Source organism: Streptomyces sp. G45, assembly GCF_049542095.1.
Taxonomy (GTDB): Bacteria; Actinomycetota; Actinomycetes; order Streptomycetales; family Streptomycetaceae; genus Streptomyces.
This window is the reverse complement of sequence record NZ_JBMUZU010000001.1, coordinates 7,718,766-7,732,500: the sequence shown is the minus strand read 5'-3', so window position 1 is coordinate 7,732,500 and position 13,735 is coordinate 7,718,766. Positions and strand designations below refer to the sequence as shown.

Below are 13,735 nucleotides of genomic sequence, written 5' to 3'. Positions count from 1 at the left end.
GGCGACGTGAAGGCTGGCGACGCGCTCTTCGCCTGGAAGTGACGTCGGCGCCGTCGGCGGTCGACGGCAGGTAGGACATCCACCGCGACGGCTGGGCCCGTCGCACTATCGGAGACGGGTGAAATGGAGACAACGCTGCGAGGCGTCGGCGTAAGCCACGGTGTGGCGATCGGCGAGGTTCGGCACATGGGAACGGCGGTGCTCGAACCGCCTGCCAAGCAGATTGCGGCGGAGGAGGCCGAGCGCGAACAGGGGCGCGCTCGCCAGGCCGTCGAGGCTGTGGCGGCCGACCTGATGGCGCGCGGCAACCTGGCCGGTGGCGAAGCCCAGGCGGTGCTCGAGGCCCAAGCGATGATCGCGCAGGACCCGGACCTCATCGCGGACGTGGACCGGCGGATCGCCGTCGGCAGCACCGCCGAGCGCGGCATCTACGACGCCTTCTCCCACTACCGCGAGCTGCTCGCGGGCGCGGGCGAGTACATGGCGGGTCGCGTCGCCGACCTCGACGACGTGCGGAATCGTATCGTCGCCCGCCTCCTGGGCGTCCCCATGCCGGGCGTGCCGGACAGCGACGAGCCGTACGTGCTGATCGCCCGTGACCTGGCTCCCGCCGACACCGCCCTGCTGGACCCGGCGCTCGTGCTCGGCTTCGTCACCGAAGAGGGCGGGCCGACCAGCCACAGCGCGATCCTGGCGCGGGCGCTCGGCGTGCCCGCCGTCGTCGCGCTGCCCGGCGCCGGTGAGCTCGCAGAGGGCACCGTCATCGCCGTGGACGGCAGCACCGGTGAGATCTTCGTGGACCCGACCCCGGAGAAGCGGGCCGAGCTGGAGGCCGCGGCCGCCGAGCGCAAGGCCGCGCTGGCCGCGTCGACCGGCCCCGGCGCCACCTCCGACGGGCACAAGGTGCCGCTGCTCGCGAACGTCGGCGGCCCCGCCGACGTACCGGCGGCGGTCGAGGCGGGCGCCGAGGGCGTCGGCCTGTTCCGCACCGAGTTCCTCTTCCTCGACGACAGCACCAAGGCGCCGAGCGAGGAGAAGCAGGTCGAGGCCTACCGCAAGGTTCTTGAGGCCTTCCCGGAGGGCCGGGTCGTCGTGCGCGTGCTCGACGCCGGTGCCGACAAGCCGCTGGACTTCCTCACCCCCGCCGACGAGCCGAACCCCGCCCTGGGCGTGCGGGGCCTGCGGTCGCTGCTTGAGCACCCGGAGGTGCTGCGCACGCAGCTGGCCGCGCTGGCCAAGGCCGCCGAGGGCCTGCCGGTCTACCTTGAGGTCATGGCGCCGATGGTCGCGGACCGCGCCGACGCCAAGGCGTTCGCCGACGCGTGCCGTGAGGCCGGTCTCCAGGCCAAGTTCGGCGCGATGGTGGAGATTCCCTCCGCCGCGCTGCGGGCGCGCTCGATCCTCCAGGAGGTCGAGTTCCTGTCGCTCGGCACCAACGACCTGGCGCAGTACACCTTCGCCGCCGACCGGCAGGTCGGTGCGGTGTCCCGGCTTCAGGACCCGTGGCAGCCGGCGCTGCTCGACCTGGTCGCGCTGTCGGCCGAGGCCGCCAAGGCCGAGGGCAAGAGCTGTGGCGTCTGCGGTGAGGCGGCGTCGGATCCGCTGCTCGCCTGTGTGCTGACCGGTCTGGGCGTCACCTCCCTCTCCATGGGTGCCGCGTCGATTCCTTACGTCCGGGCGACGCTCGGCAAGTACACGCTGGCTCAGTGCGAGCGTGCCGCGGCCGCCGCGCGGGCCGCGGACAGCGCCGAGGAAGCCCGTAAGGCCGCGCAGGCGGTGCTGTCCGGCGAGTGAGCCGGGCGGTGCCCGCGGCCTGAGCGGGCACGGCCGTTTCCGAGGGGCGCTCCACCATGCGTGGGGCGCCCCTCGAGTGTTCAGTGGTGGTGCCCCTGGTGGGGCTCTTCATCGTCGCCCAGGTCGGGTGCCGCGCAGTAGTCGACGCCTGACTCCGGGGCGATGAGGTCGCCTGACTGGGCGTCGGTGCAGTAGGCGTCGAAGACCTCCGCCGCGGTCAGCGGGTGCAGCCGCTCGCCTTCCAGGCGCCAGCCCCGCACGCGCTCCCCTTCGATGTCGCTGGTGCGCATCACGAGGCCGCCGTGGCCCTGGGTGGCGATGCCCACCGCGAGGACCGTGGTGAACTCCAGCGCTGCGCTCTCGTCCAGCTGGAAGCCGCCGTCCGCGTCGCAGGTGACGTGCAGCGCGGCGAGCAGTGTCTGGCCGTCGCTCGGGACGCTGCACACCAGGTGGCAGGTGGCGGAACCGGCCGTCCCGATCACGCGCATGAGCAGGTCCGACGCGCGGGCGAAGGCGGCGCGGCCGATGTCCACGCCGCACTCGGCGCAGGCGCCGATGCGGGCCAGGAGCATGGTCGCGTACTCCCAGGTGCTCTGGCGGACCGTCTGGTCGACGAGGTCGGGGACGAGGTCGGTGAGGTCCTGGCCCTCGTACGCGATGGTCGGGCCGGACGTGGCCAGCTCCGCGGTGAAGCGGGTGCGGCTGGAGGGCGCGTCCGGGTCGAGGCCCGCGTCGGCGCAGAAGTCCTCGTACTCCGTCGGGTCGAAGAGCGCGACGCTGGTGTGCCGTCCTTGTGCGGCGAGGGACTTGAGCAGGCCCTCGACCTGCTGGAGGTAGGTCACGTGGTCGTCGAAGGTGAAGGTGCGGTAGCGGCGCATCGCCGCGAAGTCCTCCTCGTCGGCCAGCAGGCCGATGGTTCCGGCGACTTCGCGGCGCAGGGCGCGTCGCATCGTGTCGTGCTGGTGGTGCCCCATGGTTCCCCCTGCGGTCAGTCGATCAGTGCTCACCCAACGTAACCGACGGCACTGACAACGACCGCGGAGCGTGAGGGGTCAGGCGCGCTCGCGGGCCAGGTTCGCGTAGAAGTGGAGCAGTTCGACGTTGTCGACCGAGCCCGCGTTGACGGCCTTGTCGAGCGGGGTGCCCTGGAGGAGGCGCTTGACGGGGACCTCGATGCGCTTGCCGGTGAGGGTGTGCGGGACGCCGGGGACCTCGATGACCTCGTCGGGCACGTGGCGCGGTGACAGCTGTTCGCGGATGGTGGACTTGATGCGGGCGCGCAGGTCGTCGTCGAGGGTGGCGCCGGGGGCGAGGTGGACGAAGAGCGGCATCCAGTAGCCGCCGTCGGGCTGTTCGACGCCGATGACCAGGGACTCGCGGATCTCGGGGAGGCGCTCGACGGCTTCGTAGATGTCGGCGGACCCCATGCGGACGCCCTGGCGGTTGAGCGTGGAGTCGGAGCGGCCGTGGATGACGACGGAGCCGCGCGCGGTGAGGGTGATCCAGTCGCCGTGGCGCCACACGCCGGGGTAGGTGTCGAAGTAGCTGTCGTGGTAGCGGCTGCCGTTCGGGTCGTTCCAGAAGTGGATCGGCATCGAGGGCATGGGGTTGGTGACGACGAGTTCGCCGACCTCGTCGACGAGGGGCTTGCCCTGGGGGTCCCAGGCCTGGAGGTCGGTGCCGAGGCAGGGGGCCTGGAGTTCCCCGATGTGGACGGGCAGCGTCGGCACGGCTCCCGCGAAACAGGAGCACACGTCGGTGCCGCCGCTGACGGAGGCGATCCACACGGGCCCGGTCGCCTCGGCGAACGCGTCGTGCAGCCAGCGGAATCCGTCGGGCGGCAGCGGTGAGCCGGTGGTGGCGACGCACCGCACGCGGGACAGGTCGAAGTCGCGCGCGGGGTGCACGTCCGCCTTGCGGCAGGCCATGACGTACGCGGCGGACGTCCCGAAGAGCGTGGCTCCGGTGCGTTCGGCGACGCGCCACTGGGCGCCGGTGTCGGGGTGGCCGGGGCTGCCGTCGTACAGGACGATCGTGGTGCCGGTGAGCAGGCCGGAGACGAGGAAGTTCCACATCATCCAGCCGGTCGAGGTGTACCAGAAGAACCGGTCGTCGGGGCCGAGGTCGCAGTGCAGCCCGGCCTGCTTGAGGTGTTCGACGAGGATGCCGCCCTGGGACTGGACGATGGCCTTGGGCAGACCCGTCGTACCGGAGGAGTAGAGCACCCACAGGGGGTGGTCGAAGGGCACCGCTTCGAAGAGGGGGGCCGTGTCCCCGGTGGTGAGGGCGGACCACTCCAGGGCGCCTTCGGGGGCGTCCGTGCCGAGCAGCGGGATGTGGACGACGGCGCGCAGGGTGGGCAGTTCGCGGCGCAGTTCGGCGACGGTGTCGCGGCGGTCGTGTTCCTTGCCTCCGTAGCGGTAGCCGTCGACGGTGAAGAGGACGACGGGTTCGACCTGCTGGAAGCGGTCGAGGACGCTGCGGGCGCCGAAGTCGGGGGCGCAGGACGTCCAGACGGCGCCGACGGCGGCGGTGGCGAGGAGCGCGACGACGGCCTGCGGGATGTTCGGCAGGTAGCCGCTGACGCGGTCTCCGGGGCGGACGCCCAAGTCGCGCAGTTCGGCCGCCAGGGAGCCGACCTGGCGGCGCAGCTCGGCCCAGGTGACGGAGGTGGGCTCGTGCGTCTCGTCGACGTGCAGGAGGGCCGGGTGGTCGGCGCGGGCGGGGTCCTCGGCGGCGCGCAGGGCGTGCTCCGCGTAGTTCAGCGTGGCGCCGGGGAACCACTCGGCGCCCGGCATGGAGCGGTCGCCGAGCACGCGTGTGTACGGGGTGTGGAAGCGCACGTCGAACCATTCGGTGACGGCTTTCCAGAAGGTGTCGAGTTCGTCGACGGACCAGCGGTGCAGCGCCGGGTAGCCGCCGGTGGCGGGGGCCCCGTGGTGCTCGGCCGCCCATGCCTGGAAGCGCGTGACCTGTGCGTCGGCGATCCGCTCCTGGTCCGGCTGCCAGAGCGGCGAGGGATTCGCTGAGGACATGGGGCTGCTCCTGGGCTGTACGCGTCGTGGGCGTCTGTCGTGCGCACGGGCTCGGTGTGCGCGTGACACGGCTGACAGGACGATGCCACGTGATCGACTTCCGCACCAGGGTGTGCCGCGCGGCGGCCGGGTGTGGTGCGGGTGGCCGCCTTGGGTGAACGGCAGTTGAACGCGGTACACCCGTCGCGTCTTCGGTGGCAGGGTGAGCAGCATGAACGGTCGTGACCTGGTGCGTTCGGTGAAGGCGGTCAACTTGTCGGACGCGGCTCTGAGGGTGCGCATGGTGCGTTCCGCGTGGCGTCGGCGGCGGGTCGACGCGGTGGGGCTGGCTCCCCGGGGTGCGGAGCGGGCGCGTACGCCGGGTCCGGTGACGATGGTCGAGCCGGGCCCCGGGGGCGGGGTGGTGCGGTTCGCGCGGTCGGAGCTGAGGGTGCGGGTCACGTCGGGCGGTGCCGTGTTCTGGGGCTGGGACGGGGCCGAGCCGGGGCCGTCGAGCGCGCTTGTGGGTGGCAGCCCCGAGGCGGATCCGCGGGCCGTTCTGGAGCCCGACAAGGAGGGCGGCTGGCGGGTGGTGGCGGAGCGGGCGACGGTGGTCGTCTCGCGGCTCGGGGCGGTGGAGCTGCGCACCCCCGGTGGGGTGATGCTGCGGCGCGACCTGCCGCCGCGCTGGTGGGAGCCGGTGGGGGGCGGTACGGCCCGTTGGGTGCAGCGCTCGCATGTGGCGGCGGACGCGCGGTTCTTCGGGCTGGGCGGGCGCGCCGCGGGACCACGGCTACGGAATGGCACGTACGTGTTGTGGAACACGGATCCGGGCGGTTCGTTCGGCCCCGGGGACGATCCGCTGTACATCACGATGCCGGTGCAGCTCGTGGTCGCCGACGGGGGCACGCACCTGGTGTTCCACGACAACACGTGGGACGGCACGGTGACCTTGCGGGAGGGCGAGGAGGGGGCGGGGTCGGGCCACGACCGGATGGGGTCGTGCGAGGTGCGCATGGAGGGCGGTCCGCTGCGGTGCTGGGCCATGGTGGGCGCCCCGGCGCGGGTCCTGCACTCCTGGGCGTCGCTCACGGGGGCGCCCGCGGTGCCGCCCACGTGGGCGCTGGGGCATCATCACGCGCGGTGGGGCTTCGGCAGCGAGCGGGAGGTGCGCCGGATCGTCGCGGGCTACCAGGAGCGCGGGCTGCCGCTGGACGCCGTCCATCTGGACATCGACCACTTCGACGCGCACCAGGTGTTCACGGTCGACCGGGAGCGGTTCCCCTCGCTGCCCAAGCTGGCGGCCGATCTACGGGGCGACGGGATCCGCCTGGTGTCGATCGTGGACCCGGCGGTGAAGGCGGAGCCGGGCAACGCCGTGTACGACAGCGGGACGGCGGCGGACGCGTTCGTGCGGGATGCGGCGGGTCGGGTCGTACGGGGCGTGGTGTGGCCCGGTGACGCGGTCTTCCCCGACTTCACGGCGGGGCGGGTGCGCAAGTGGTGGAGCGGTCAGTACGACGAGCGGCTCGCGCAGGGCTTCGCGGGCTTCTGGCACGACATGAACGAGCCGGTGTCGTTCGCCGCCTTCGGAGAGACGACGTTGCCCCTGTCGGCCCGGCACGCCCTGGACGGCCGGGGCGGTGACCACCGGGAGGCGCACAACGTGTACGCGCTCGGCATGGCGCGCGCGGGCTACGAGGGGATGCGTGAACTGCGGCCCGGGGAGCGCCCGTTCCTATTCTCGCGCTCCGGCTGGGCGGGAATGCAGCGCTACGGAGGGACGTGGTCGGGTGATGTGGCCACGGGGTGGCCGGGTTTGCGTGCCTCGCTCTCCCTGGTGCTCGGCCTCGGTCTGTGCGGGGTGCCGTACTCGGGTCCCGACGTGGGCGGCTTCGACGGCAGTCCCTCGCCCGAGCTGTATCTGCGCTGGTTCCAACTGGGCGCGTACCTGCCGCTGTTCCGTACGCACGCGGCGCTGCGGGCGGGGCGCAGGGAGCCGTGGGAGTTCGGTCCTGAGGTCCTGGAGCACGCGCGTGCGGCGCTGGTCGAGCGTCGGCGGCTGTTGCCGTACTTCGTGACGCTGGCGCATCTGGCGCGGCGTTCGGGGGCGCCGTACGTGCGGCCGCTGTGGTGGGGCAGTCCCGAGGACCGTGCGCTGCGGGACTGCGAGGACGCCTTCCTGCTCGGCGACTGCCTCCTGGTGGCTCCGGTGCTGTCCCAGGGGGTGACGCGCAGGGAGGTGCGGCTGCCTCCGGGGCGGTGGTACGACACGGTGACGGGCCGCGCCTACGAAGGGCCGGGGCAGGTCAGCGTGGATGCCCCGCTGTCCCGTATCCCCGTACTGGCGCGTGCCGGGTCGGTGCTGCCCGTGCGGGGTGCGGACGGGCGGCTCGCGCTCGACGTGTGGGCGCCCGGGCCGGGGCGCGCCGGTGGCGGCCTGGTGATCCCGGACCCGGGCGACGGATGGGACGAGCCGGAGCTCCAGCGCTTCGCGGTGCGCTGGAGCGACGGCCGGGTGCTGGTGGAGCGGGACGGCGAGGATGAGGCAGCGGTGGAGTACCCAGTGCGGGTGCTCGGGCTCGACGCGCCGGGGGCGCCCCGAGCGCCGGAGCAGGCCTCTCCGTAGTGACCGGGTACGCCCCGGTGACGCCGTCGCGGCGGAGTCAGATGTAGCGACCCTCGAACCAGGCCCGCACCACCGAGGTGTGCAGGGGGAAGGCGAGTTCGGCGGGCCGGTACAGCAGTTCCCAGCCTTCGGTCTCGTCCGTGGGCTGGGACTGGGGCAGGTCGGCAGCGGGGCGCTCGGGGAGCAGCCCGAACAGGAGCAGGTGCCCGTCGGGCGAGCTGAGGGCCTCGACGATGCGCACGTCGCGGCTCGCGGCGCTGATGCCGGTCTCTTCCTTGAGTTCCCTGGCGACGGCGTGCCGCCAGTCCTCCCCGTGGTCCACGTAGCCGCCCGGCAGGGCGGTGCCCCCGCGTGCGGGGGCGATGGAACGGGTCACGATGACGAGGGCGGTGCCCTTCGTGTCGTACACCGGCTGGAGGGCCACGGCTACGGGCAGCGGATTGCGGTAGGCCACGGTCGCGCAGGCGGCGCAGGTGCGGGGCCAGCCGGTCACGTGGTCCGCGTAGCGGGTGCCGCAGGTCGAGCAGTGGGAATCCGGTGCGGAGTTGGTGGAGTGTTCGGTTGGGGACACGCGGCGGACTGTAGCCGATCCGCGGGCGTCGGTCTTCCGCGGAGTGCCCGGTTGCTGATAGACGCACGGACATGACCGCATATGGACCCGCTCTGCGGAAGCTCGCCGTCGCCGCCGTCGCCCTGTTCGCGGTGGCCGCGGCCCCCTCGCCCGCCCAGGCGCGCCCCGAGCCCCGCGCTCCGGACGGCTTCGTCGCGTTGCGGGACGTGGATCCGACGATCATTCAGGAGATCCGGTACTTCACTCCGCACAACTTCGTGGGTGAGCGCGTGACCGGGTACCGCGCACCGATGTGCCTGCTCACCGAACCCGCGGCGAGGGCCCTGCGCAAGGCGCAGCGGACGCTGCTGCGCCGGGGGTACTCGCTGAAGGTGTACGACTGCTATCGGCCGCAGCGGGCGGTGGACCACTTCGTGCGCTGGGCCGAGGACCTGCGGGACGAGCGGATGAAGGAGGAGTTCTATCCGCGAGTCGACAAGTCGAGGCTGTTCGAGGACGGGTACATCGCCGAGAAGTCCGGTCACAGCCGTGGCTCGACGGTCGACTTGACGATCGTGAGGCTTCCGGCCCCGCCCACTCGCCCGTACGTCCCTGGTGAGCCCCTCACGCCGTGCTACGCGCCCCAGGAGGAGCGGTTCCCGGACAACTCCGTGGACATGGGCACGGGGTACGACTGTTTCGACACGCTCTCCCACACCGACGATCCCCGGATCACCGGGGTGCAGCGCGCTCACCGCGATCTCCTGCGCGGCGCACTGGTCAAGTTTGGCTTCGTCAATCTTCCTGAGGAGTGGTGGCACTTCACGTACAAGCCTGAGCCGTTCCCGGACACGTACTTCGACTTCCCTGTGTCGCGGCGCTCCCTGCCCCACTTCCAAGTCGAGGGACTCCGGTAAGTCAAGGGCCTTACGGGGAGCGGCCTGGGGCTGACGCCGTGCCGCTTCCCGTGCCACACTCCTGACGTACCGTCAGATCCAGTGGGCTGGAGGAGCCTTGTCGCGGACGCGTACACCTGTGGTGGCCGACTGGTTCGCCGGGGAGGGAGACGGCTTCCGGCTGCTGGGCACGCGGTGCGCGCGGTGCGCCGCGGTCTTCTTCCCGCGTGAGGACGGCTTCTGCCGCAATCCCGGGTGCGGGGGTGACGAACTCCTGGAGGTGCCCCTGTCGCGGCGTGGGCGGGTGTGGTCCTACACCGACGGTCGCTACCGCCCGCCCCCGCCCTATGTGTCCGACCCGGAACTCCCCTGGCGCCCCTACACGTTGATCGCCGCGGAGCTGGAGGCCGAGCGCATGGTGGTGCTCGGCCAGGCGGCCCCAGGGGTGACCGTCGCCGACCTTGAGGTGGGCATGGAGGTGGAGGTCGTCCCAGGCGTGCTCCATGAGGACGAGAAGACGGTCTGGACGACCTGGCACTGGCGGCCCCTGGGGGTGAGGGCATGACGGACGACGTGGCGGTGCTGGGCGTGGGCCTGCACCCCTGGGGCAAGTGGGGGCGCGGTTTCGTCGCGTACGGGGTGGCGGCGGCCCGCGCCGCGCTGACGGACGCCGGTGTCGACTGGCGGGACGTGGACACGATCGTCGGCGCGGACACGGTCCGCGGCGGCTATCCGGGGTACGTGGCCGGGGCGACGTTCGCGAAGGCCCTGGGCTGGCAGGGCGCGCGCGTGGCGAGCGTGTATGCGGCGTGCGCCTCCGGAGCGCAGGCGATCCAGACGGCCCGCGCGCACCTCCTCGCGGGGCTCGCCGAGGTCGTTCTGGTCGTCGGCGCCGACGCGGCCCCGAAGGGGTTCTTCCGGCCCGCGGGAGGCGATCGCCCGGAAGACCCGGACTGGCTCCGCTTCCGCGTCCTCGGCGCCACGAATCCCGCGTACTTCGCGATCTACGCCCGCCGCCGGATGGCCGTGCACGGGGACACGCTGGAGGACTTCGCCCAGGTCAAGGTGAAGAACGCGGCCGCGGGGGCGCTCAATCCGTACGCGCGCTACCGCACGGCCGTCACCCCCGACGAGGTGGCTGCCTCGGCCGTGGTCGCCGACCCGCTGCGGCTGCTCGACATCTGCGCGACCTCGGACGGCGGGGCGGCGCTCGTGCTGTCCACCGTGGAGTACGCCCGGCGGCACGGAGCCGCCCACCCGGTGCGCATCCGCGCGGTGTCCACCGTCACACCGACGTACCCGAACGCGGTCCTGGACCTCCCGGACATCGCCACCGACTCGGCCGCCGCCGTGTCACCCAGTGACCGGACCTTCCGGGCGTCGGTCCCGCACACCGCGTACGAGGAGGCGGGCATCGGCCCGGACGACCTCTCCTTGGCGGAGGTGTACGACCTGTCGACGGCCCTGGAGCTCCAGTGGTACGAGGACCTGGGCCTGTGCGACGAGGGCGAGGGCGCCAAGCTGCTGCGCTCCGGGGCCACGGCGCTCGGCGGGCGCGTCCCCGTGAACGCCAGCGGCGGACTCGCCTCCTTCGGAGAGGCCGTCCCGGCCCAGGCCCTCGCCCAAGTGTGCGAGCTGACCTGGCAGTTGCGGGGCACGGCGGGCGCGCGCCAGGTCGAGGGGGCGCGCGTCGGCATTACCGCGAACCAGGGGCTCTTCGGACACGGATCCTCGGTGATCGCGGTGCGGTGAGACGGCGGGGGCAGCCCCTCGGCAGGTGAGGTAGGGCGGCACGGCGCACAGTGGCGCTCGGCGGGCGCGTGCGCGGGCGCGCCCTCAGGCAGGGTGGGGCGGCGCGCCTCCAGACGGAGAGAGCGCCCCCAGCCGAGTGCGGCGGCGCGCCCTGAGACGGGTGGGCGGCGTGCCCGAGACGAGTGGGGCGCTCGGCGGGGGAAGGCGTCGCACCGGTTAACCCGTGGTGTCGGCGACCTTGACGCTCCATCACCGCCGGTGAACACTTCCCGGTGTCAGTCGGCATCGCCGCTCGTCGGCTCCCTGCCGCTCAGGGCCCGTGTGCTCCCCAGGCTCTGCCCACAAGGGCCTGTTCAACGGGTCATCCCCCCATGGGCGATGCGACTGTGACGGCACGCTGACCGCCGGGGCCCAACGGGGCGCGGGAGCCCCTCGCCGCCGGTGGACGCCGCCGTCCGTGACCGGGCAGCAGTCGTGGAAACGCACCCTGCACGGAGTTCCGGGGCCGCTCGCCCCGGGCGAGGGCCTAGGAGCCGCCATGCATGCGAACGGGGACATCTTCGTCGGTGAGGTCATCGGCACCGCCATCCTGATTCTCTTCGGCGCCGGAGTGTGCGCCGCCGTCACGCTCAACCACTCGAAGGCCAAGGCGTCCGGGTGGCTCGTCATCGCCTTCGGCTGGGGCTTCGGTGTGATGGCGGGCGCGTACACCGCGGCGCCGCTGTCCGGCGGGCACCTCAACCCCGCCGTCACCCTCGGCATCGCCATCGACACCGGCGAGTGGAGCAAGGTCTGGCTCTACCTGGCGGGCCAGATGGTCGGCGCGATGCTGGGCGCCGTCCTCGCCTACCTCACGTACTTCGCGCAGTTCCACGCCAACGTGCCGGGCGGTGTCAGGGGCGGCGCGGGGACCGGGGAACCCACGCCGACGCTCGGCATCTTCTCCACCATCCCCGAGATCCGGAACCCGGTCGCCAACCTGCTGACCGAGGTCATCGGGACCATCGGCCTGGTGCTGCCCATCCTGGCGTTCGGGCTCACCAAGGGCCTCGGCGAGTCCGGCACCCAGACCCTGATCGTCGCCTTCCTGGTCGTCGGCATCGGCCTGTCGCTCGGCGGCCCGACCGGGTACGCCATCAACCCGGCCCGCGATCTCGGCCCGCGCATCGTGCACCAGTTCCTGCCGATCCCCAACAAGGGCACGTCAGACTGGAGTTACGCCTGGGTGCCGGTGGCCGGACCGCTGATCGGCGGCGCCCTCGCGGGCCTGATCTACAACGCAGCCTTCTGAGCCCCTGCCCCCTTGGGACTCTGCGCCCTGAGCCCTCTGAAGCCTTCCGAGCGGGAGTAGCCATGACGGACAGCTCCGAGAAATTCGTCGCCGCGATCGACCAGGGCACCACTTCGAGCCGCTGCATCATCTTCGACCGGGACGGCGCCGTCGTCGCCGTCGACCAGCGCGAGCACCGGCAGATCTTCCCCAAGCCCGGCTGGGTGGAGCACGACGCCATGGAGATCTGGTCCAAGGTGCAGGCCGTGGTGGCCGGTGCCCTCGCCAAGGCCGGGCTGCGGGCGGACCAGCTCAGCGCCCTCGGCATCACCAACCAGCGGGAGACGACGGTCCTGTGGGACCGCTCCACGGGCAAGCCCGTGCACAACGCCATCGTCTGGCAGGACACGCGTACGTCGGCGCTCTGCACCGAACTGGGCGGTGCCGACGGGAAGGACCGGTTCCGCGAGCGGACGGGCCTGCCCCTGGCGAGCTACTTCTCCGGCCCCAAGGCGGCCTGGCTGCTCGACAACGTCCCCGGACTCAGGGCCCGCGCCGAGCGCGGCGACATCGCCTTCGGCACCATCGACTCCTGGCTCATCTGGAACCTCACCGGCGGCACCGACGGCGGCGTCCACGTCACGGACGTCACCAACGCCGGGCGCACCATGCTGATGAACCTGGAGACCCTCCAGTGGGACCCGTCGATCCTGTCGGTGATGAACGTCCCGGAGGCGGTCCTCCCGGAGATCAGGTCGTCGGCCGAGGTGTACGGCACGGCTGTCGGGCAGCTCTCCGGAGTGCCGGTGGCATCCGCGCTCGGCGACCAGCAGGCCGCGGTCTTCGGCCAGGCCTGCTACGACACGGGCACCGCCAAGAACACCTACGGAACGGGCAGCTTCCTGCTGCTCAACACGGGGAACAGGCCCGTGCCTTCGAAGAGCGGGCTGCTCACCACGATGGGCTACAAGATCGGCACAGAGGCGCCCGTCTACTGCCTGGAGGGGTCCATCGCGATCACCGGAGCCCTGGTGCAGTGGTTCCGCGACCAGCTGGGCATCATCCGCAGCGCCGACGAGATTGAGACGCTCGCGGCCAGCGTGGACGACAACGGCGGCGCGTACATCGTGCCCGCGTTCTCCGGCCTGTTCGCCCCGTACTGGCGCTCCGACGCCCGCGGCGTCGTCACCGGGCTCACGCGGTACGTCACCAAGGCGCACCTGGCGCGTGCCGTCCTGGAGGCGACGAGCTGGCAGACCCGTGAGGTCGTGGACGCCATGTACCAGGACTCCGGGGTGCGGATCACCACCTTGAAGGTGGACGGCGGGATGACCAAGAACAATCTGCTGATGCAGCACCAGGCCGATGTGCTCGGCGTGCCCGTGATCCGCCCGAGGATCGCCGAGACGACGTGCCTGGGCGCCGCGTACGCCGCGGGGCTCGCCACGGGCGTGTGGCACGACCTGGACGAGCTGAAGGGCCACTGGCAGCGCGACGCCGAGTGGACGCCCCGCATGGGGCAGCAGGAGCGCGACCGCGAGTACCGCAACTGGCGCAAGGCGGTGGATCGCAGCTTGGGCTGGCACGAGGAGGAGGGCAGCGCCGCCTCGGACTCCGGCGACGGCGACCCCGGCTGAGCGGGCATGGCGCAGCCGAAGGGCGGCACGCGCGCGTGGTAGTGGCCGATGGCACGTGCGGGTGCGATGAGGCCGCGGCTCGTACCCCGGTCGGCGAGGGTACGGGCCGCGCGCCGCAAACGTGCGGGCCTCGCGCCGCAGGGGCGCGGCCTCGCGCCAACAGTGAAGGACGAACGGACGGCGCTCGCGCGGG

11 protein-coding genes (1 of these 11 running past the window's edge) are annotated in these 13,735 nt (G+C 72.4%); 8 read left to right on the top strand and 3 right to left on the bottom strand.

Annotated elements, in window-relative coordinates; genetic code table 11:
• On the top strand, positions 1 to 42 hold the final stretch of the coding sequence (locus ACOBQU_RS32830) for a PTS sugar transporter subunit IIA (RefSeq protein ID WP_423632199.1). Its footprint begins 408 nt before the window's first position; only the last 42 of its 450 coding nucleotides appear in the window; its start codon lies off the left edge, out of view; the stop codon is at positions 40 to 42.
• Between the two features lie 81 nt (positions 43 to 123).
• Entirely contained in the window at positions 124 to 1,794 is a 1,671-nt protein-coding gene (gene ptsP, locus ACOBQU_RS32825; RefSeq protein ID WP_423632197.1) for a phosphoenolpyruvate--protein phosphotransferase, read from the top strand.
• A gap of 80 nt (positions 1,795 to 1,874) precedes the next feature.
• Here the strand turns inward: ptsP and ACOBQU_RS32820 are convergent, their stop codons facing one another.
• Together ACOBQU_RS32820 and ACOBQU_RS32815 are read right to left on the bottom strand one after the other, a co-directional pair.
• On the bottom strand, positions 1,875 to 2,768 hold the full coding sequence (locus ACOBQU_RS32820) for a hypothetical protein (RefSeq protein WP_423632195.1): 894 nt from the start codon (positions 2,766 to 2,768) through the stop codon (positions 1,875 to 1,877).
• Between the two features lie 78 nt (positions 2,769 to 2,846).
• Positions 2,847 to 4,829: an acetoacetate--CoA ligase gene (locus tag ACOBQU_RS32815; protein ID WP_423632193.1), complete on the bottom strand. Its 1,983-nt coding sequence runs from the start codon at positions 4,827 to 4,829 to the stop codon at positions 2,847 to 2,849.
• Between the two features lie 211 nt (positions 4,830 to 5,040).
• Between ACOBQU_RS32815 and ACOBQU_RS32810 the strand changes: the two genes are divergently transcribed.
• Positions 5,041 to 7,437 (top strand): TIM-barrel domain-containing protein, encoded by a 2,397-nt coding sequence (locus ACOBQU_RS32810; protein WP_423632191.1) that lies wholly within the window; start codon positions 5,041 to 5,043, stop codon positions 7,435 to 7,437.
• 37 nt (positions 7,438 to 7,474) lie between these two features.
• Here ACOBQU_RS32810 and ACOBQU_RS32805 read toward each other — a convergent pair whose 3' ends face one another.
• A complete protein-coding gene (locus tag ACOBQU_RS32805; RefSeq protein ID WP_423632189.1) occupies positions 7,475 to 8,008 on the bottom strand; it encodes an NUDIX domain-containing protein in 534 nt (177 codons plus the stop codon).
• Positions 8,009 to 8,079: 71 nt separating this feature from the next.
• Here ACOBQU_RS32805 and ACOBQU_RS32800 point away from each other — a divergent pair, with 71 nt between their 5' ends.
• The 5 genes from ACOBQU_RS32800 (at position 8,080) to glpK (ending at position 13,542) form a co-directional block, all read left to right on the top strand.
• A complete protein-coding gene (locus ACOBQU_RS32800) occupies positions 8,080 to 8,904 on the top strand; it encodes a M15 family metallopeptidase (RefSeq protein ID WP_423632187.1) in 825 nt (274 codons plus the stop codon).
• Positions 8,905 to 9,022: 118 nt separating this feature from the next.
• A complete protein-coding gene (locus tag ACOBQU_RS32795; RefSeq protein WP_423634866.1) occupies positions 9,023 to 9,448 on the top strand; it encodes a Zn-ribbon domain-containing OB-fold protein in 426 nt (141 codons plus the stop codon).
• Complete coding sequence (locus ACOBQU_RS32790; protein ID WP_423632185.1) at positions 9,445 to 10,635, top strand: lipid-transfer protein; 1,191 nt, start codon at positions 9,445 to 9,447, stop codon at positions 10,633 to 10,635. The genes ACOBQU_RS32795 and ACOBQU_RS32790 overlap by 4 nt, the downstream gene beginning before the upstream one ends.
• A 538-nt stretch (positions 10,636 to 11,173) precedes the next feature.
• Positions 11,174 to 11,926 carry an MIP/aquaporin family protein gene (locus ACOBQU_RS32785; protein WP_423632183.1) on the top strand — a complete coding sequence of 251 codons (753 nt, stop codon included), beginning with the start codon at positions 11,174 to 11,176 and terminating at the stop codon, positions 11,924 to 11,926.
• Between the two features lie 62 nt (positions 11,927 to 11,988).
• Complete coding sequence (gene glpK / locus ACOBQU_RS32780) at positions 11,989 to 13,542, top strand: glycerol kinase GlpK (protein ID WP_423632181.1); 1,554 nt, start codon at positions 11,989 to 11,991, stop codon at positions 13,540 to 13,542.
• The last annotated feature ends 193 nt before the right edge of the window (positions 13,543 to 13,735 follow it).